We start from the raw sequence: 19727 nt of genomic DNA, 5'->3' as shown, positions 1-19727 counted from the left end.
AACCACCACTAAAATTTTTAGAATCGACCATCCCTCTGGATACCTGTCGCGTCCGGCAGGAAAGTACAGAGCCCCAATTTTTTAGGCTTCTTTGCCGATTGCCTAACGGTGTTGCTTCCTAGCCACCTTCACCCTGCCCTAGGGCACGATCCAAGATAAAAGCACTGCAGGGACGACGTGAAACACTAGTCCTGCTATGGCCTCGGCTTATCTTGCCTACAACTCCATCACCAAAATCCGATCTTCCCCCGTGCCACTATTAAACAAGGTACATTTACACCCATCGAGCACGATCAGCAGTGCCGGAATGGAGCGACCAGGCCGGCTTGAAAGGGAATTGGGGTTATGGACAAAAAGTCGCTTTCCGAGCGGGACATCTGCAGCAAGTACATCGCCCCAGCCGTTCAGCAAGCTGGATGGGACATGCACAAGCAGGTGCGCGAGGAAGTCAGCTTTACCAAAGGCCGTATTATCGTCCGGGGCAAACTACACAGCCGCGGCGAAGCACGCCGCGCAGACTTCATCCTCTACCACCAGGCCAACCTGCCTATCGCTGTGATCGAGGCAAAGGACAACAAGCACTCCGTTGGCTCCGGCATGCAACAAGCCCTGGGTTATGCAGAGGCCCTGGACGTACCGTTCGTGTTCTCCAGCAATGGCGATGGCTTCCTGTTTCACGACCGCAGTGGCACAGGCGGCCAGGTAGAAACCGAACTTACCCTTGATCAATTCCCCTGCCCTGCCGAACTTTGGCACCGCTACTGCCAGTGGAAGGGGCTGGATACAACAGCCCAACACAAGATCGAAGCGCCCTACTACGACGACGGCTCCGGGCGCATGCCTCGCTATTACCAGATGAATGCCATCAACCGCACCGTCGAGGCTGTGGCGCGCGGCCAAGACCGTATTCTGCTGGTGATGGCTACGGGCACTGGCAAGACCTACACCGCTTTCCAAATCATCTGGCGCCTGTGGAAATCGAAACAGAAGAAACGCATCCTGTTTCTGGCCGACCGCAACATCCTGGTTGACCAGACAAAGAACAACGACTTCAAGCCCTTCGGCCAGGCGATGACCAAAATCGCCAAACGCCAGATCGACACCTCCTACGAAATCTATCTGTCGCTCTATCAGGCCGTCACCGGCACTGATGAAGAGATGAACATCTACAAGCAGTTCTCCCGCGACTTCTTCGACCTAATCGTGATCGACGAATGTCACCGTGGCAGCGCCTCCGAGGATTCCGCCTGGCGTGAAATCCTCGATTACTTCTCCAGCGCGACCCATGTCGGCCTTACCGCCACACCAAAGGAAACCAAAGAGGTTTCTAGCATCACTTACTTCGGTGAGCCGATTTACAGCTACACCTTGAAGCAAGGCATCGAAGACGGCTTTCTCGCCCCCTACAAAGTAGTGCGCATCGACTTCGATAAAGACCTGCAAGGCTGGCGGCCACCCAAAGGTATGCTCGATAAAAATGGCGAGCTGATCGAAGACCGCATCTACAATCTCAAGGATATGGACCGCACCCTGATCATCGAGGCGCGCACCCAACTGGTGGCGCAGAAGGTTACCGAACTCCTCAAGGCCACCGATCCGTTTCAGAAAACCATCGTCTTCTGCGACGACATCAACCATGCCGAGCGCATGCGCCAGGCCCTGGTCAACCTCAACCCCGAGCGTGTGGCAGAGAATCGCAAATACGTCATGCGTATCACCGGCGATGACCAGGAAGGCAAGGCCGAGCTGGATAACTTCATCAACCCGGAAGAGCGCTACCCGGTGATTGCCACCACCAGCAAGCTGATGACCACCGGCGTCGATGCTCAGACCTGCAAGCTGATCGTGCTCGACCAGCACATCAAATCGATGACCGAGTTCAAGCAAATCATCGGTCGTGGCACTCGCATCAACGAGGACTACGGCAAGTACTGGTTCACCATCATGGACTTCAAAAAGGCTACCGAGCTGTTTGCCGACCCGGCCTTCGACGGCGACCCAGTAGTGATCTACGCCCCAGAAGGCGATGACTCCCCCGTACCGCCGGATGACCCACTAGCCGATGAAGATGGCATCAGCGCAGGCAACGATAACGAGGGCGATGACCTGGATTTTACCGGCGAAGATGAGGGCAAAAAACGCATCAAGTACGTCATCGACAACGTTACGATTTCTGTCATCGCCGAACGTGTGCAGTATTACGGCCCGGATGGCCGACTGATCACCGAATCGCTGCACGACTACACCCGCACCTGCGTGCAAAAGCAGTTCGCCTCGCTGGACGACTTCCTCCGGCGTTGGAGTGATGCCGAACAAAAGAAAGTCATCATTGAGGAGATGGCCGTCCAGGGCGTGATGTGGGAAGCCTTGGCGGAGGAAGTGGAAAAGAAACAGGGCAAGCCCCTAGATCCGTTCGACCTGATCTGCCACGTCGCCTTCGATCAACCTGCCCTATCACGTCGCGAGCGAGCCGAGCAGGTGAAAAAGCGCAACTATTTCGCCAAGTATTCCGGCGCAGCCCGCCAGGTGTTGGAGGCATTGCTGGATAAATATGCCGATACCGGTATCGAGCATATCGAGGACATCAAAATCCTGCAGCTCGACCCTTTCAGCCAGTTCGGTGCGCCCATCGAGCTGGTCAAGGCTTTTGGTGGCAAGGCTGGCTACAACAAGGCTATCCACGAGCTGGAAGACGAACTTTACGCAAGCTAAGGGCTACGCACCGACGACATGCCAAGGCAGTCGTCCACACTATCCGGTAGAATTTCGCCCCCCCTTGCGGTACGCGTTGAGAGAACTTCATGTCCATTAGCTCCACCATCAAGTCCATCCAGGACATCATGCGCAAAGACGTTGGCGTAGACGGCGACGCCCAGCGTATCGGCCAGTTGGTTTGGCTGCTGTTCCTGAAGATCTTCGATGACCGCGAGCTGGAATGGGAGTTAATGGATGACAACTACCGTTCGCCCATTCCCGACAGTTGCCGCTGGCGTACCTGGGCCGCCGATCCAGAAGGCATGACCGGCGAGACGCTCAAGGACTTTATCGACAATAACCTGTTCCCCCAGTTGCAGAACCTTCATGAGTACAGCAACACGCCCTCGGCCTTTGTGGTGCGTAGCGTGTTTGAAGACGCCTACAACTACATGAAGTCCGGGCAACTGCTGCGCCAGGTAATCAACAAGATTCAGGAAGGCGTGGACTTCAACAAGGCCCAGGAGCGCCATGAGTTCGGCAACCTCTACGAGCAACTGCTGCGCGACCTACAGAACGCAGGTAACGCTGGCGAGTTCTACACCCCGCGCCCAGTCACCGAGTTTATGGTGCGTATGGTCGATCCGAAGTTGGACGAAAAGGTTATGGACCCGGCCTGCGGCACCGGTGGCTTTCTCACCTGCGCCATCGAACACAAACGCAGCCGCTATGTAAAAACCGCCGAAGACGAACGCACCCTGCAGGCCAGCATTTTCGGCGTGGAGAAAAAGCCGCTGCCGCACCTGCTGGCCACCACGAACATGATCCTGCACGGCATCGAGGTGCCCAATCAGATTCGCCACGACAATACCCTGAGCAAACCGCTGATCAGCTGGGGGCCGAGTGAGCGCGTCCACTGCATCGTTGCTAACCCGCCGTTCGGTGGCATGGAAGAAGATGGCATCGAAACCAACTTCCCTGCTGCCTTCCGCACTCGCGAAACCGCCGACCTGTTTTTGGTGCTGATCATGCAGCTGCTGAAAGACGGTGGTCGCGCAGCCGTGGTACTGCCCGACGGTTTTCTATTTGGCGATGGAATCAAAAGCCGCATCAAAGAAAAACTCCTGACCGAGTGCAACTTACACACCATTGTTCGCCTGCCCAACGGTGTGTTCAACCCCTACACCAGCATCAAGACAAACCTGCTGTTCTTCACCAAAGGCACGCCGACCAAACAAGTGTGGTTCTACGAACACCAGTACCCGGCCGGCGTAAAGAACTACTCCAAGACCCGCCCCATGCGTATCGAAGAATTCGCCGTGGAAAAAGCCTGGTGGGGCAACGAAGCAGATGGCTTTGCCGCACGGGTGGAAAACGAATTCGCCTGGCAGGTCAGCATTGAAGAGCTGCAAACGCGCAACTGGAACCTGGACTGCAAAAACCCGCATATCGGCGAACAGATCAGTCACGACCCGGATGAACTGCTGCGTAACTACGCCAGCCTGCAGGATGAAATCAGCGAACTGCGCGACCAACTTAAGGCGGTGCTGACCGAAGCTCTGGAGCGCCAGGTATGACGACATTGCTCACCGATAACCTGCCGCTGCTGGCCGGTGCGCCCAATGGCATCAAGAAGCTGCGCGAGCTGATTCTGGAGCTGGCTGTACGTGGCAAGTTGGTGCCGCAAGATCCAAGCGATGAACCGGCCATTGAGTTGCTAAAGCGGATTGCCGAGGAAAAGGCGCGGTTGGTGGCTGAGGGCAAAATCAAGAAGCAGAAGGCGCTGGCTGAGATTCCTGAAGAGGAAAAACCGTTTGACCTGCCCGCTGGATGGGAGTGGGTTAGATTCGGTAGCGTTTTAGACTTTCAAGGAGGCGGCCAACCTCCAAAAGATTATTTCTCTGATACTCCGCAGCCGGGATATGTCCAGCTAATACAAATTAGAGACCTTGGCGAACGACCACAGCCTGTTTTCATTCCGCGCGAGCTTGCATCGAAATTTTGTACATCGAACGACATCATGGTCGGACGCTACGGGGCCTCTGTTGGGAAGACGTTTTGGGGAAAAGAGGGTTCCTACAACGTAGCGCTAGTGAAAATGGTCGATGAGCATAATATTTTTTATAAAGGTTTCCTTTATCAGCTTTTAAAAAGCCCCCTTGGCCAAGCATATTTCTTAGGCATATCCCGATCAGCACAAGATGGTTTTAATAAGTCGGATATCGAACAAAAACTTGTACCTATATCGCCCCTCGCCGAACAACACCGCATCGTCGCCAAAGTCGATGAGCTGATGGCCCTGTGCGACCGCCTAGAAGCCCAGCGGGCCGACTCCGAAAGCGCCCACGCCCAACTGGTGCAAGTGCTGCTCGACAGCCTGACTCAAACCAGCGACGCCACCGACTTCGCCACCAACTGGCAGCGACTGGCTGAACACTTTCACACCTTGTTCACCACCGAATCCAGCATCGACGCCCTCAAACAAACCCTGTTGCAATTGGCAGTGACGGGCAAACTGGTGCCGCAAGATGTGAGCGGCTGCCTCCAGGACGGACTGCCTGCTGGCTGGGATGAGATCAGAATTGAAAAATTCTGCACTGTCCAAGGAGGGATTCAGAAAACCCCTCTGCGAAGGCCGATCTCTCAGCACTTTCCATACCTACGTGTTGCGAATGTTCAGCGTGGTCGGATTGATGTTAAAGAGCTTGAGCGATATGAACTGTCGCTGGCTGAACTCGCAAAGTGGCGATTAAACGCAGGTGATCTCTTGATCGTTGAGGGAAACGGCAGTGAGAACGAAATAGGAAGATGCGCAATTTGGCAGGGAGAAGTCGCAGATTGCGTCTACCAAAATCACCTGATGCGTGTTCGCCCGGAAATATGTGAGCAAGTGGAATATCTGGCCCTTTACCTCAACTCTCCAGTTGGCATCGCTCACATGAAGCGCTTGGCTATCACAACAAGCGGTCTTTTCAACTTGAGCGTCGGTAAAATTCGTAGCATTCCTGTAGCGCTACCGCCAGTATCAGAACAACGCCGCATCGTCGCCAAAGTCGATCAACTGATGGAACTCTGTGATCAGCTCAAAACCCGCCTAACTCAGGCGCGACTACTGAACGAACAGTTGGCCAATACCCTGATCCAACACGCTCTTGCCGAAGATGCCCAGCAGGTTCTACATACCATGGATAGGCAAGCAGCCCGTACCCTGCTCGCCGCAGAAATCACTCATCGACTGCATAACCAGCGCACCTTCGGCCAACGCAAACTGCAAAAAGTGATTTATTTGGCCGAGCACGCGGCCAGGCTCGCCGGAATCCGGGGTGACTACCTGCGCGATGCTGCAGGCCCCCACGATCGCCAGTTGATGGATAAGGTCCAAGGTGAGATGCAAACCCATCAGTGGTATGAGCGCATCGAGCGCGAGACTGTTGGCAATGCTTACCGCCCACTTTCCCAAGCAGGACAGCACCGGCAGGCGTATTGCAGCGCCTGGCCAGTCGCTGAACGCGCCACCATTGAGCAGGTAATCGAGCTAATGCGGGGCTGGGATACGGATCGTTGCGAAATGACTGTGACGCTCTATGCCGCCTGGAACGACTTTATCCTCGAAGGTCGCCCGGTTTCCGATGAAGCCATCGTAGACGAAGTCATGCATAGCTGGAACGACACCAAGCTGCGCTTTGGCAAAACCGAATGGTTGGCGGGACTCGCAGAGATGAAGAAGCACAAAATCCTCATGCCCACTGGCTTTGGTAAACGCACCAGGGGCGGCATGCTCAGCTTGCCCGGTTTCAAGTAAACAGAGATTGCTTTCGGCCTTCCTCAAAAAGATACGGATACGATGCGTTTTGCTCGCCCCAGCTCCTCGCGGTATTCCAGTTGGTATTCCAAAGTTTTTTACAAATTCACATTAGTAAGTTAAATCAAGCACCTAAAAATCCAATTCAGATTACCCCGGCCCACCACTTCATCATCTAAAGACGTCCACGGACGTCTTTTTTTGTGCCTGAAATCCACCCGCCTCTCAGACCGCCAACTCAAGGCTGTCAAACCAAAAGACAAGGATTAAATCCTCATCGATGGTGAGCCGCTCCAGACCGCGTACTGGCGGCGGTCGAGGATGAGGCTGCCGGCGTAACTCATGGCTAATCAACCGTTTTCGCCAGGCCCCGACACCGATGCATCCAACGCGGCGACTACTTGCAGTAACCGAGGGTCGCTACGCTGCGCAGAATCAACCGCACCAACATGGTCTGGCGGGTCACCCCGGTCTTGGAGAAGGTCGAGCGCAGGTGTGCCCGTGAGGTGTTGCGGCTGATGCCCAGTTCTTCGGAGGCTTCGTCCAGGGTCAGGCCGTTGGCCAGCAGCATGGCCAGCTGGGTTTCGGCCGGGGTGAAGTCGAACAGGGCGCGGACAATCTCTTGCGGTGCGCTGGATTGCTGTTCCGGGTCGCTGATGAAGATCACCACCGCTGGGCACTGTTTGCCTTCGCTCCAGTCTGACAACGGTACCGAGCGCACGATGATGCCCAGGTCCGCGCGGCCCGAAGGCCGTTGCACGCGCAGGGCTTCGACCACCGAGGGGTTGCTGCTTTTTTGCGAGAGCAGCGACTGTTTCACCAGGCGGCGAAACTCCTGGGTGTCACGCGCGGTGCCGATCTGCAGGCCATCGTTGACCAGTTTGATACCGTCTTTTTCCTGGATCAGGCGGTCGGCCACCTGGTTGGTCCGCAGCACTTTGCCGGCTTCGTCGAGAATGATCGTGCCAACCGCCATCTGATCTACCGCGCCGGCATAGAGATTGCGCTCGGTTTCGATACGGTTCAAGCGCATATGGATCTCGATCGAGCGTTCCAGGTGCGGAATGAACTGCGCCAGCAGGGCCTTTTCATCATTGTTGAAGGCCCTGTCGTTGCGACCGCGGCTGATGCGGATGCGGCACTGAGCGCCGTCGGCAGTGTTGATGTCGGCGCCGAGGATATGGAACACGTCCAGCGGTTCGAGGAAATTCTTGCAGAACTCGGAGTTTTGCCAATCGTCGTCGGAGACGAATTCGGCCAGGGTGACGACCTGGCGGTTGGGCAGGTCGACAAAGGGGTCGAGGGTGAAAAAGTGCTGGTTATAGGAGGCCGTGGTTTCGGCTGAGGAGCCAGTGGTGTGGATCATCAGGCCAGTGTCGTGTTGACTCGGCGGGCGCAGGATGAAGGTGACGAATTTGCTTTGCAGATGCACATTGAGCCGGTTGAGGAAGGTCGTCCAGGGGATGTTCTCCAGCGGTCCTTGATAGAGGTTGCCGACGAACTCGCTGAACGTCTCGAGGCTGAGGCTCTGCATGGACAATCCTTTTATATTTATTAGTGTTGGAGATGGTCGAGAATAAGTGCCGTCGTCGATTGAGAGCAACACCCGGATCCATAGTCTGAAAGGAGGTAGGCCTACCTGCCAGATCGTGTAACTTTGCGTCCTGCGAAGCGCACCGGCCGGCCGGTGAGTTTACTTGTACGATCCACCCTATGGCCGATGTTAAACTGCGATTCGTTTCGTACCATTGGTCGACTCAAAAGATTGGTGTGATGACCCAGCAAGTCAGGAAAATCGAACGCTTGACGCTGAAAAGCGTCGTCACTCGAGCAAAGCTCGTGTCAATTGCCGAACGCCTGTTCGCCGAGCGCGGTATCGAAGGGGTGTCGTTAAGCGACATCAACAAAGCCGCCGGGCAGCGGAACAAGAACGCCACGAATTACCACTTCGGCAGCAAGGACGGCTTGCTGCAGGCCATCCTCGACAAGCATGAGCCTGGTATTGCCAGCCGGCGCAACGCATTGCTCGATGAACTGGAGGAGCGAGGTAGTCCTTCGGTGCGAGACGTGGTCCGCGCGCTGATGTATCCGGTGGCCGACAAGATGTTCGATCCCAACGGTGGGAAGGACTTTATCCGTCTGGATGCCCAACTGGTGGCGGTGCATACACTCTCCGTACAGAACCTGCGCGCTTCCACGCTCAATCTGGGTCAGGTGGATCGGTTGAGGCGGGCGCTGCTCGGGGTCCTCCAGGACCTGCCGGAGTCCGTGGCCCAGCAGCGCCTGCACTTGGCGGCAGTATTGCTCCTCCACGGGCTTGCCGATCACTCTCGCATGCTTGATGCGAGCGATAAGAAGACCTTGGTGATGGACACCGAGTTGTTCATCAAGAACATCGAAGACTGCCTGGTGGCACTGCTGGCGAGCCCCATGTCGCCCGAAACCGTCTCCCTTCTTTCCCGCCTTGATGCCTCCGAACAGGTTCCAGCCCATGTTTACAGCTTGCCCTCATGAGGCAGCTGTAAACATTGCATGGGCAATGACTGCTATCTGGATAGGCTCCTTTCGAACTCGCGCGTAAAGCGGTCGACTTCCGATTCAGGCAGATGATTGATACCTCCCGCCAGTTTCCTGCCACCGCCGGTGTCAAAGGTGCGGCAGAAGTCAGCCGCAGCCACCGGACTATGTCCGGGAGTGCGCACGCTTACCGTGAATCCACCTTGCCTTTTGGGCGACAGGATACCCAGCGCGCGATCTGGCTGTGCCTGCATGAGCTCGTTGGCCAGGGTTCCGATGGCCCGCCGTGCCCATGGCGCGTCAGGCAACATCAGCAGCATCGCGCCGGGCACCTGGCGTGTCGGCTTAAGCCGGCGTGCCAGATCCATGTCCTCCTCATAGCCGGCCGCCAGCCGCGCGTAGGCGTCCGAGCTTGCGACGAACTCCAGCGGATCGACAAAGGGCTGCATCAGGGCCGACAGCTCGGCCGGATCGAAATGCAGATCGGCAACGGTCTCGCCATAAGCGTTGTAGTTCAGATAGAGGCCGAGTCGCTCCAGGATCCTGAGCGCTCCAGCGCCTATGCCTTGCGCCTTGGCCATGGCGCAGCCCACCTCAGGCAGGCTGTCGCCGTATGCCGCGGCAATCGCCCATGCACGATGGCGACCGCCAAGATAGCGGTCGACCAGGATGCTGGTGCAGACGTCGGCAGCCTCGTCGATATAAGGCTCGAAGCGCCCATGCCGAGGCATCTCCCCTGCGTGATGATGATCGAAGTAGCGCACCGAAGCGCCCGCCTCAAGCAGGCGAAGCAGATCGGTACGATTCTGATCGAGGGAGATGTCGAGTGCAGTGATGGCATCCCCCTCGCACGCTTCGATACGCCGCAGTAACTGAATGTCGCGCTTGACTCCGGTCAGCAGCTCCGCGCAGGCGAACTCGTCAGGCGCGGCAAGCCGCAGTTGTTGCAACGCACACAGCCCATCGGCATCCCCATTGAATGCAACGTAGCGATTCATAGGGCCTCGCGATCGACAAGATGGCTGACGATCAATTCGGCTGCTTCCTCGGGAGAGCAAGCGGTGGTGTCGATGCGAATTTCCGGGTTTTCCGGCGGCTCGTAGGGGGAATCGATACCGGTGAAATTCGTCAGTTCGCCACGGCGAGCCTTCTTGTAGAGGCCTTTTGGATCCCTCTGTTCGGCCACGCTGATCGGCGTGTCGACAAACACCTCGAAGAACTCGCCCTGTTCCACCAGCTCGCGCGACATTCTGCGTTCAGAACGGAATGGAGAGATGAAGGACACCAGAACGATCTGCCCCGCATCGACCATCAACTTGGCGACCTCACCTACGCGTCTGATGTTCTCGACCCGGTCGGCTTCGGAGAAACCGAGATCCTTGTTGAGACCGTGGCGCACGTTGTCACCATCAAGCAGATAGGTATGTTTGCCCAATGCATGCAGTTTCTTCTCGACGAGGTTCGCGATCGTGGACTTGCCGGCACCCGACAGCCCTGTGAACCAGAGTACGCAAGGCTTCTGCCCCTTGAGGGTGGCGTGCGCCTGCTTGTTAACGTCAATCGCCTGCCAGTGGATGTTCTGCGAGCGACGCAAGGCAAAGTGCAGGAGTCCGGCGCCGACCGTATTGTTGGTCAGACGGTCAATCATGATGAAACCGCCGGTATCGCGATTTTCCTTGTAGGGATCAAATGCGATTGGCTGGTCAAAGCTCAGGTTGCAGACGCCGATTTCATTCAGGTCCAGTGTCTTGGCGGCGAGGTGCTCGAGCGTATTGACGTTGACCTTGTATTTCGGTGTCGCGCTGGTGGCCGTCACGGTCTTGGTGCCGATCTTCAACAGATAAGGGCGGCCCGGCAGCATCGGTTCATCGCTCATCCAGACGATCGTTGCCTCGAACTGGTCTGCCACCCTGGCCGGTGCATCGATCGTCGCGAGAATGTCGCCTCGGCTGATATCGATTTCGTCCTCGAGCGTAATCGTGATCGACTGGCCAGAGACGGCTTCCTCAAGGTCACCCTCGCGCGTCACGATACGCGCGACCCGGCTTTCCTTCCCCGACGGCAGGACACGGAGGCGATTGCCGCGCTTGACGCTGCCGCCGACAACGATCCCGGCATAGCCGCGGAAGTCGAGGTTCGGTCGGTTGACCCACTGCACCGGCATGCGAAACGGCCCGGACTGATCCGCAGCATCCTCGACCTGCACTGTCTCAAGGTACCCCATCAGTGTCGGCCCCTGGTACCAGGGGGTGTTCGGGCTCGGCTCGGTGATATTGTCGCCCTTCAGGGCTGACATCGGGATGGTGACGATATTCTGCAGGCCAATCTGGCTGGCGAAAGCGCGATAGTCCGCGTCTATCTTGTCGTAGATCTCTTTCGAGTAACCCACCATATCCAGTTTGTTGATGGCCAGCACGACATGGCGAATGCCAATCAGCGACACCAGATAGCTGTGTCGCCGCGTCTGGGTCAGCACCCCTTTGCGCCCGTCGATCAGAATGATGGCGACATCCGCTGTCGAGGCTCCGGTGACCATGTTGCGCGTATATTGCTCGTGGCCCGGTGTATCGGCCACGATGAACTTGCGCTTGTCGGTCGAGAAGAAGCGATAGGCAACATCGATGGTGATGCCTTGTTCACGCTCGGCGGAAAGTCCGTCGACCAGTAGTGCGAAATCCAGGTCGCCACCTTGCGTCCCCACCTTCTTTGAATCCGCTTCCAGCTGGCTCAACTGGTCTTCGAAGAGCATCTTCGATTCGTAAAGCAGGCGCCCGATGAGCGTGCTTTTTCCATCGTCGACGCTGCCGCAGGTGATGAAACGCAGCAGGCTCTTATTCTCGTGGGATTTCAAATATTGTTCGATGTCTTCGGAAATCAAATCGGATACGTGTGCCATTAGAAATACCCCTCCTGTTTCTTTTTCTCCATCGAACCCGCGGAGTCGTGATCAATCAGGCGGCCCTGGCGCTCGGACGTCCTGGCCAGAAGCATTTCCTGAATGATGGCCGTCAAGGAGTCGGCCTCGCTCTCGATTGCGCCGGTCAGCGGGTAGCAACCCAGCGTGCGGAAACGCACTTTCCTGATCTCGGGAACCTCGCCGTCGTTCAGTGGCATGCGCTCGTCATCGACCATGATGAGCGTGCCGTCGCGCTCCACCACCGGTCGCTCTTTCGCCAGGTAGAGCGGCACGATCGGAATGTCGTTCAGATAGATGTATTGCCAGATGTCGAGCTCGGTCCAATTGGACAGGGGAAACACCCGGATGCTTTCGCCCTTGTGCTTGCGGGCGTTATACATCCGCCACAGTTCGGGGCGTTGCAGCTTGGGATCCCAGCGGTGCTGTTCGGAGCGGATCGAGAATATCCGCTCCTTGGCCCGCGACTTCTCTTCGTCCCGCCGTGCGCCGCCAAAGGCCGCATCGAAGCCGTGCTTGTCCAGCGCTTGCTTCAATCCCTCGGTTTTCCAGATGTCGGTGTGTATGGCCGAACCATGGGAAAAGGGGCTGATGCCCTTTTCCAGCCCCTCGGGATTGATATGGACGAGCAGGTCGAAGTCGTGCTTTTTCGCCATGGCGTCGCGGAACTGAATCATCTCGCGGAACTTCCAGGTCGTGTCGACGTGGAGCAATGGGAACGGCAGTTTTCCTGGGTGGAACGCCTTCAGGGCCAGGTGCAGCATCACTGCACTGTCCTTACCGACGGAGTAGAGCATTACCGGGTTCTCACACTCAGCGACCACTTCTCGCATGATGTGAATGCTCTCGGCCTCAAGACGCTGCAAGTGCGTCAGCATGTGTTTCCTCCTTCCTCTGCGCTGGGTCGTGATGCCACCGAGAATCCGATGCCCGGCCCAGTCGCTCGAGGTGCGATTGCGTGTGGACGTTTATCGCCCACCTCTTTTTTAAGCCCTGTTACTTAAACTGGCTTTAAAGGTAGATCCCGCAATTGCACGGATCATCGTCCGTTTAGACTATTCGCAGTTCGAATGCTTTTAATACTATCGCCTTATCTTGAACCGCCAGTCGGCTGGGGCGATAGCTGCTGCTCCTGATCGACTGGCCCATTGCGCCACAGCAATCAGGTGTACCTATTGGAGGCAACGCCCCATGAACACTCAACAGGCCGACTGGCCGAACCTTCAGTTTGACTACAACAATTGCCATGTCCTGGTGACCGGTGGCACCAGCGGCATCGGGGCCGGCATCGCCGCTGCGTACCAAGCAGCAGGTGCGCAGGTGACGATCACCGGCACCCGGCCCTGCGCCGCCGATTACGACATTGACCTCGACGGCTACCGCTACTTGCAGCTCGACATCGAGAACGCAGACAACATTTCTGCCGTTGCAGCAGCGCTGCCGCGCCTGGACATCCTCGTCAACAACGCTGGCTTTGCGCTACCAAGCAGTGGCCTGGACGAGTACGAACCGGATGTTTTCGAACGCGCGGTGCGCATGCACCTGGTCGGTGGCTATCGCATGGCGCATGGCTGCGCCGACAAACTCCTGAAAAGCACGCTGCCTGGCGGCCCTTCGATCATCGGCATTGCATCAATGAGCTCGTTCTTCGGGATCGATGTGGTGCCCGGCTATGGCGCGGCAAAGACTGGCGTCGTCGGGCTGACCCGGGCACTGGCGGTCCATTGGGGCGGACGCATTCGCGTCAACGCGGTCGCGGCGGGGCTTACCGCAAGCCGCATGACGGCAGCGACCGTCGCCAATCCGCAGTGGTCCGCGCCCACGCTTGCGCGTACGCCGGCAGCACGGCTTGGGGTGCCGCAGGACATCGCCGGTCCAGTCCTTTTCCTGACGAGCGCCGCCGCCGGCTGGATCACGGGACAGACACTGCCTGTCGATGGCGGTTTCACGGTCGCCGGCTGAGTCCGGCACCGGCCCTTCCAGTACTGCCTGTCGCCAACACCTCTCCTCACACTTATGGAGCAGCGCATGAAACCTGACATCATCCGTATCACAGACCTGGGCGCCCCCGAGCTGACCGAGCGGCAGCGTCGAGCGATCGCGGGCGCCCCCCCCGTGGAAATGCGCGAGGAGGCCGTCCTGGCAGCCGCATGCCAGCGCACGGGGCTTTCCGACTTCGGTTCGGAGGACTTCCGCGAACGGCTGCGAATCTGGCTGAAGAGTTTTGACGAGGATACGGAGCTCGGCCCCCTGGGGCGCGCGGGGATGTTCGGCGATGCCGTGCGCTACGCATCTTCGCGCCTGCGCTTCGAAGATCTGGTGAAGCGACACCCGGAAATCAACGACGTCGCGATTGATCGGCCGATCATCGTCGCCGGGCTTCCCCGCTCAGGCACGACCCACCTGGTCAACATCCTGGCAGCCGATCCGCGACTGCGCTCGATGCCGCTATGGGAAGCGATGGAGCCGATTCCTGCGCCGCAAGACCAAACATCAGACGGGGAAGATCCGCGTATCGTTCGTACCCGCCAGGCCTGGGGCGAATTCGAAGCCATATTGCCGTTCATGCCGGCGATGCACGAAATGTCCCCCACCCACGTGCATGAAGACATCGAACTGCAAGGCCTGGACTTCTCGTCCTATCTGCCGGAATGGCAGTCTCGCCCGTGTCGCTGGCGCGACTACTACTACAGCCATGATCAAACGCCGCACTACCGTTATGGTCGCCGAGTCCTGCAGGCGCTTACCTGGCTCCAGGGCCCGAACCGATGGGTGATGAAATCGCCGCCGCACATGGAGAACCTGCGGCCGCTGATGACGACCTATCCCGACGCCACGCTCGTCATCACCCATCGCGACCCCGTTGCCGTGCTCCAGTCCGCCATCACCATGATCGCCTATGGCGACCGCATCCGCCGCCATACCGTCGACGTAAAGGCGTTGGCGCGCTATTGGACAGATCGAGTGGAACATCTGCTGCGCGCCTGCGTTCGGGACCGGGACAGTGTTCCCGCCGGCCAATCGCTCGATGTGCTCTTCGACGACTACATGGCCGACCAACAGACGGTGATCGAACGTATCTATGCCATGGCTGGCCTGCCATTGACCGCCGATGCCAAGGCGCGGATCCAGGCCTATCAGAACGCCAATCCACGGGGCAAGCATGGTCGCGTCGTCTACGACCTGAAAGGCGATTTCGGGGTTGATATTGCCGCTTTGCGCGAGCGATTCGGCTTTTACTATGAGCGCTTCTCGGTCAGGCCAGAGCGCATCGAAGGAGAGCGGCCATGACCGATCTAGCTACGGAACGCCTGTTGTCCGGCCGCGCGTGGGACGACTTCTGCGAAACAGTTCGCCAGGCCGGCCACAGGGTCGATGCTTTCGGCGCCGAGGCCGATACCCTCGACCGCGCCGAATGGTATCGATTCATGACCCGGCTCATGCGTAACGGTTTCGAACGCTACCTGGAGAACTGCGAGCCAGAACGGCCGCGCCTGCGCGATGCGCCCTGGCGCCAGTCCATCAACTTCCAGTCTCCCGATCAGGATCATCTGCTTGCCGAGTTCGTCGACGGTAGTCATGACTATGTCATTCGTGGCCATCGTGGCGGGCTGCCGTACTTCGTCATCGCCTCATGGCGCGCGCCACAACCGCGCCATCCCGGCGCTCAGGACTGGGCAACGCGTGGTGTATCCGGCCTTGACGAATTCGATCCCGCTGCGCTGCAGACCACCGGCTTCATCTCCTCACGCCAGGTGAAGTTCGATGCGCAGGGAAACTTCGAAATCGTTGTCAGCCAGAACAAACCCGCAGACGGGCGCGACTGGCTGTCGATCTCACCGGACTGCGTCGGTCTCCTGGTGCGCACGCTCTATCATGATCGCGCGAATACCGCGCCGCCTCACTTCACCATCGAACGGATCGATAGCCCGCAACCTCGTCCCGTCACCGCCGCCGAAATAAGCGATGCGCTCGCCAAGGCGGGCCAGATGGTACTTGGCTATTGCGAACTGGTGCGCAGCTGGTGGCAGGACAATCTCAGCCAGCGGCCAAACCGCATCCGCTTCGACCGCGCGGTGTACCTGTCCAATGGCGGCGTGCCGGACCGACACCACGGCTTCGGTACATGGGAGTGTGCTGGCGACGAGGCGCTGGTTATCGATTTCCTGCCCTCAGCCTGTGATTACTGGATATTCCAGCTCTGTTCGATCTGGCAAGAGAACCTCGACAACTACGAGGACGGCGGCGGTTGTGTGCAGAAGTACAAGGCCAGCTATCGCCACGACGGCTCGGTGCGCGTCATCGTTGCGCAAGGCCAGCCCGGCATTGCCGGCAATTGGGTCCAGTCCTTCGGCCATGTCCATGGCGGCATGAGTTTGCGCCTGATCGGCACGCAGGGCGAGCCGCCGCAGGTAACGCTGCGCCGTATTGCGCTGGCCGTGCTGCAAGAACGTGGTGAAGAGGCGCTGGAAGACATCGTGCCGATCATCAGTGGCGAGGTGGCGCGATGAGTACGCCGTCGCGATCCATTGCTGCGGCGGTGGTCGGCACCGGCTTCGGCCTTTTTACCCATGTACGTGCGTTGCGCGAGGCGGGGTTCGAGGTGCGCGCGATCGTCGGCCGAGACCGTGCCCGCACCATCGCGCGCGCCGCACCTCTCGGCATCCCGCTGGCAACCGATAGTCTTGCCGAGGCGCTTGCCGATCCAGCGATACAGCTCGTTACGGTGGCAACGCCCCCGCACGCACACTATGCACCGGTGATGGCCGCGATCGCCGCCGGGCGGCATGTCGTGTGCGAAAAGCCCTTTGCCCGCGACGCCGCCGAAGCGGCGCAGATGCGTGAAGCCGCGACAAAGGCCGGTGTTCATCACCTGCTCGGCGCCGAATTCCGCTTCGACAGCGCGCAGGCGTTGCTGCGGCGCGTCGTTCAGTCGGGGCTGATCGGCACGCCGCGCCATTTCCTGCGCATCTACCATCAACCGGGCCTGCAGGACTCGACAAGCAAGCTCAGCGACTGGTGGGAGGACGCTGACCAGGGCGGCGGTTTCCTTGGCGCATTCGGCTCGCACATGATCGATCAGGTCGAATACATGTTCGGCCCCATCGCTCGTGTCAGCGGCATGCTGCAGACGCTGGCGCCCGGGCGCCCCACCATGACAGCCGACGATTGCTACACCGTGCAGTTCGAAACGGACAGCGGTGTTGCCGGGTCAATCATCGCCGCGCTGGCCGCGCCGGGGCCGCTGGTGATGGCCACCAAGGTGGTGGGCAGCGCAGGCGGCGCGTGGATTCAGAGCGGCGCGACGTTTGGTGACCCCGAAGAAGTCTGGGTGAGCGACGCCGATGGCGTGCGGCGCATCGAGATGCCCGCGGATCTGGTCAACGCAATGCCGACAGCTTTTCCCGTCGCCGAGCTGATCCAGACCGAGCAGGACCGCTGGCACACCATGGGCTTCGATGTTGCGCCCTATGCGCGTCTGTTCGCCGAGATGCGCACGCGGATCGAAAATCGCGTACCCGCAATCCCCGAGCGTGCCGCCACATTCAACGACGCTGCGCGTGGCCAACAGGTGCTCGACGCCATTCGACTGTCGGCGCGCAAGCGCGCCTGGATCACAATCTGAAATGAAGGAATCCACTATGACGAAATTGATGCTTCATGCAACGGTTCACGGTCCTGACGATATTCGTGTCGAACAGGTACAACGCCCCAGTGCCGGGCCGGACGATATTGTGGTCAAGGTCGTGGTCTGCGGTATCTGCGGCTCTGACCTCGGTTATGCGCGCGCCGGTGGCCTGCCGATGGGGGGCGATGGTCCCTTGTCGCTCGGGCATGAGTTCTCGGGCGTGATCGAGGAGGTAGGCGCGCGAGTGACGGCGCTGCGCAAAGGCCAGCGCGTGGTGGTCAACCCGACGACGCCTGCGAACATGATCGGCTCCGGAGGCCCTGGGGCCTTCGCCTCGCACATTCTCGTGCGCAATGTCATGGCCGAGTCGTCGGTCTACCCCATTCCCGACACGCTGGACTTCGAAACCGCTGCGCTGGTCGAGCCGCTCGCCGTCGCGCTGCACGGCGTCAACCGGTCGCGTGCCGGCGCTGGTAGCAAGGTGGTTGTTTTCGGCGCGGGCCCCATCGGGCTCGGCGTCGTGGCGATGCTCCGTCTGCGCGGCGTTGCGGACATCATCGCCGTCGATCGCGTGGACTCACGTCTGGAACGTGCGCGCGCACTCGGTGCAAACGCCACGTTCAATCCCGACAATTGCGATCTGTGGGCTGAAATCGGCAAGCGCCATGGCGCTGGCACACTCTACGGGATGCCAGTGGTGGATACCGACGAATTCATCGAGGTGTCGGGCGCAGCTCCGGTTATTCCCCAAATCATTGCGCGCGCACGTTTCGGGGCGCATCTGACGGTGGTGGCGGTGCATCACGCACCGGTCGCCATGGATCTGGCGATGGCGCTGGGCAAGGAGATGGAAGTGACCACCGCCATGGCCTATCCCACCGAGTTTGGTGAGGTGCTGGAGATCCTCGCCGCAGGCCGGATCGACACCACCCCGCTGATCAGTCATCGCTACGCCTTCGAAGACTTCGAGCAAGCCTTCGCTACCGCCGCGCGTGCAGATGAATCGGCCAAGGTGTTGGTGACGTTCGGATGAGTCTCAAGCCAGAACATGGTGATGGTACGGCTGCATCATCGTTCTTGCGCAAACGACCACCATGACTACAGCGAATTTCGATGATGTCCGCCCTGGATCGAAGCGGACATCCACCATCTCTCGAAATCCCGAAGCGCTTGACCGGCCTGCCGGCAGGCGCAATCAGGACCCACGCAAACGATCAGTACTTGATATCCCGGGCTGTGCGACGGGTATCCTGCTTGGTGCTGCGCTTGTCCTGGCGACATTCCACGTTGCTCTTGTCGCTGCCCTTTCTGCATTCATCCTTGGTTTGCCGGGCAGTGGAGCGCCCTTCCTGCCTGGTATCGCGAGCTTCACGCCGTTGTTGACCCTGCTCGGTCGCGTAGACGGGTAGCGTCACCCACTGCACGCCAACGGCGATGAGCAGCGTCGCCAGGGCTTTCAAGTAGTGCTTGGGAATCATGATGTTTCTCCAATGCCATATCGCTCAGTCGCTTCGTTCGCTCCCCCGGGAATTCAGCGAAAACGTGAGTTACATCGTACGCCCACAACTCACAAAAGCACTTTGTGACAGGTAAAATCTGACGATAGGGTTACATGGACAGTCGCGCGATGCCGCTATGTGCACAGTCGCCCCTATCACTGCCATCACCCTCGGAGAAGCCCATGCGCCAAGCCCTCCTGATCATCGACGTACAACCCGGCTTCGCCCCGCCGCAATGGCTGATCGACGGTATCCAGGCGCTCATCGGCACCCTGCCCAGTGTCGCCACGGTCGAGCGCCATGACGAATCCATAACCCCCTTCGAAAAACAGCTCGGCTGGCACCCCGCGCCGGACGATGACAGCCTGATCCCGGCCGACCGCATCTTTATCAAGCACGGTTACGCGCCCACACCGGAAACCATCGACTACCTGAAAAGCCTGAACGTTGAACGCGTGCTGGTGTGCGGCCTGCAGACCGAAACCTGCTGCCTGGCGGCGGGGTTTGCGCTGTTTGATGCGGGTTTGCGGCCGACGTTGATCACGGATTTGACGGTGGGGTCATCGCTGGACCGGACGGGAGGGTTGGGGGTCAGGCTTTGGGAGCATCATTTCAAGCACACGGTAAAATTGGCGGACTTGTAAGCTGTTGTGCTCACGCAAAAGCCGTCGT

The 19727-nt window shown here is 58.9% G+C and carries 15 protein-coding genes; 10 read left to right on the top strand and 5 right to left on the bottom strand.

The features are described 5' to 3' along the window. Positions 1-345: 345 nt before the first annotated feature. From hsdR to AC3IP0_RS03510, 3 genes are all read left to right on the top strand, one after another. Entirely contained in the window at positions 346-2712 is a 2367-nt protein-coding gene (hsdR, locus tag AC3IP0_RS03520) for an EcoAI/FtnUII family type I restriction enzme subunit R (RefSeq protein WP_489326668.1), read from the top strand. Between the two features lie 89 nt (positions 2713-2801). Further along, positions 2802-4271, top strand: coding sequence for a type I restriction-modification system subunit M (locus tag AC3IP0_RS03515; protein WP_489326666.1), 1470 nt, complete (start codon positions 2802-2804; stop codon positions 4269-4271). Continuing rightward, a complete protein-coding gene (locus AC3IP0_RS03510; RefSeq protein WP_489326665.1) occupies positions 4268-6496 on the top strand; it encodes a restriction endonuclease subunit S in 2229 nt (742 codons plus the stop codon). The genes AC3IP0_RS03515 and AC3IP0_RS03510 overlap by 4 nt, the downstream gene beginning before the upstream one ends. Before the next feature lie 397 nt (positions 6497-6893). On the opposite strand, the gene AC3IP0_RS03505 is transcribed toward AC3IP0_RS03510, so the two are convergent. Then, positions 6894-8030, bottom strand: a complete 1137-nt coding sequence (locus AC3IP0_RS03505) for a helix-turn-helix transcriptional regulator (RefSeq protein WP_489326663.1) — start codon at positions 8028-8030, stop codon at positions 6894-6896. 239 nt (positions 8031-8269) lie between these two features. Here AC3IP0_RS03505 and AC3IP0_RS03500 point away from each other — a divergent pair, with 239 nt between their 5' ends. After that, positions 8270-9010: a TetR/AcrR family transcriptional regulator gene (locus tag AC3IP0_RS03500; RefSeq protein WP_489318280.1), complete on the top strand. Its 741-nt coding sequence runs from the start codon at positions 8270-8272 to the stop codon at positions 9008-9010. Positions 9011-9042: 32 nt separating this feature from the next. Here AC3IP0_RS03500 and AC3IP0_RS03495 read toward each other — a convergent pair whose 3' ends face one another. Genes AC3IP0_RS03495 through cysD form a run of 3 tightly spaced genes read right to left on the bottom strand, consistent with a single transcriptional unit; the run spans position 9043 to position 12838 of the window. After that, positions 9043-10011, bottom strand: coding sequence for an acetyltransferase (locus AC3IP0_RS03495; protein ID WP_489318279.1), 969 nt, complete (start codon positions 10009-10011; stop codon positions 9043-9045). After that, on the bottom strand, positions 10008-11909 hold the full coding sequence (gene cysN, locus AC3IP0_RS03490) for a sulfate adenylyltransferase subunit CysN (protein WP_489326661.1): 1902 nt from the start codon (positions 11907-11909) through the stop codon (positions 10008-10010). Before cysN ends, AC3IP0_RS03495 begins: the two co-directional genes overlap by 4 nt. Continuing rightward, complete coding sequence (gene cysD, locus AC3IP0_RS03485) at positions 11909-12838, bottom strand: sulfate adenylyltransferase subunit CysD (RefSeq protein WP_489319714.1); 930 nt, start codon at positions 12836-12838, stop codon at positions 11909-11911. Before cysD ends, cysN begins: the two co-directional genes overlap by 1 nt. Before the next feature lie 280 nt (positions 12839-13118). On the opposite strand from cysD, the gene AC3IP0_RS03480 reads away from it, so the two are divergent. From AC3IP0_RS03480 to AC3IP0_RS03460, 5 genes are all read left to right on the top strand, one after another. Next, on the top strand, positions 13119-13889 hold the full coding sequence (locus tag AC3IP0_RS03480) for an SDR family NAD(P)-dependent oxidoreductase (RefSeq protein WP_489318277.1): 771 nt from the start codon (positions 13119-13121) through the stop codon (positions 13887-13889). Between the two features lie 66 nt (positions 13890-13955). Then, entirely contained in the window at positions 13956-15218 is a 1263-nt protein-coding gene (locus AC3IP0_RS03475) for a sulfotransferase family protein (protein WP_489326660.1), read from the top strand. Continuing rightward, entirely contained in the window at positions 15215-16438 is a 1224-nt protein-coding gene (locus tag AC3IP0_RS03470; RefSeq protein WP_223458489.1) for a hypothetical protein, read from the top strand. The genes AC3IP0_RS03475 and AC3IP0_RS03470 overlap by 4 nt, the downstream gene beginning before the upstream one ends. Continuing rightward, positions 16435-17553 (top strand): Gfo/Idh/MocA family oxidoreductase, encoded by a 1119-nt coding sequence (locus AC3IP0_RS03465; protein WP_489318275.1) that lies wholly within the window; start codon positions 16435-16437, stop codon positions 17551-17553. Before AC3IP0_RS03470 ends, AC3IP0_RS03465 begins: the two co-directional genes overlap by 4 nt. A 16-nt stretch (positions 17554-17569) precedes the next feature. Then, a complete protein-coding gene (locus AC3IP0_RS03460; protein ID WP_489326659.1) occupies positions 17570-18589 on the top strand; it encodes a zinc-dependent alcohol dehydrogenase in 1020 nt (339 codons plus the stop codon). 181 nt (positions 18590-18770) lie between these two features. Here AC3IP0_RS03460 and AC3IP0_RS03455 read toward each other — a convergent pair whose 3' ends face one another. Then, positions 18771-19034 (bottom strand): hypothetical protein, encoded by a 264-nt coding sequence (locus AC3IP0_RS03455; RefSeq protein ID WP_489318273.1) that lies wholly within the window; start codon positions 19032-19034, stop codon positions 18771-18773. A 203-nt stretch (positions 19035-19237) separates the two neighbouring features. On the opposite strand from AC3IP0_RS03455, the gene AC3IP0_RS03450 reads away from it, so the two are divergent. Continuing rightward, positions 19238-19699 (top strand): isochorismatase family protein, encoded by a 462-nt coding sequence (locus tag AC3IP0_RS03450; protein ID WP_489326658.1) that lies wholly within the window; start codon positions 19238-19240, stop codon positions 19697-19699. Positions 19700-19727 lie beyond the last annotated feature (28 nt).

The organism is Pseudomonas sp. GL_103, from assembly GCF_057835175.1.
The sequence above is the reverse complement of the archived record's forward strand: the minus strand, read 5'-3'. Positions and strand labels throughout refer to the sequence as shown.

Coding starts and splice junctions, on each gene's coding strand:
- AC3IP0_RS03450 (WP_489326658.1), top strand. CDS start 19,238: ATGCGCCAAGCCCTCCTGATCATCGACGTACAACCCGGCTTCGCCCCG.
- AC3IP0_RS03495 (WP_489318279.1), bottom strand. CDS start 10,011: ATGAATCGCTACGTTGCATTCAATGGGGATGCCGATGGGCTGTGTGCG.
- AC3IP0_RS03505 (WP_489326663.1), bottom strand. CDS start 8,030: ATGCAGAGCCTCAGCCTCGAGACGTTCAGCGAGTTCGTCGGCAACCTC.
- AC3IP0_RS03470 (WP_223458489.1), top strand. CDS start 15,215: ATGACCGATCTAGCTACGGAACGCCTGTTGTCCGGCCGCGCGTGGGAC.
- AC3IP0_RS03480 (WP_489318277.1), top strand. CDS start 13,119: ATGAACACTCAACAGGCCGACTGGCCGAACCTTCAGTTTGACTACAAC.
- AC3IP0_RS03515 (WP_489326666.1), top strand. CDS start 2,802: ATGTCCATTAGCTCCACCATCAAGTCCATCCAGGACATCATGCGCAAA.
- AC3IP0_RS03510 (WP_489326665.1), top strand. CDS start 4,268: ATGACGACATTGCTCACCGATAACCTGCCGCTGCTGGCCGGTGCGCCC.
- cysN (WP_489326661.1), bottom strand. CDS start 11,909: ATGGCACACGTATCCGATTTGATTTCCGAAGACATCGAACAATATTTG.
- AC3IP0_RS03500 (WP_489318280.1), top strand. CDS start 8,270: ATGACCCAGCAAGTCAGGAAAATCGAACGCTTGACGCTGAAAAGCGTC.
- AC3IP0_RS03455 (WP_489318273.1), bottom strand. CDS start 19,034: ATGATTCCCAAGCACTACTTGAAAGCCCTGGCGACGCTGCTCATCGCC.
- hsdR (WP_489326668.1), top strand. CDS start 346: ATGGACAAAAAGTCGCTTTCCGAGCGGGACATCTGCAGCAAGTACATC.
- AC3IP0_RS03460 (WP_489326659.1), top strand. CDS start 17,570: ATGACGAAATTGATGCTTCATGCAACGGTTCACGGTCCTGACGATATT.
- AC3IP0_RS03475 (WP_489326660.1), top strand. CDS start 13,956: ATGAAACCTGACATCATCCGTATCACAGACCTGGGCGCCCCCGAGCTG.
- AC3IP0_RS03465 (WP_489318275.1), top strand. CDS start 16,435: ATGAGTACGCCGTCGCGATCCATTGCTGCGGCGGTGGTCGGCACCGGC.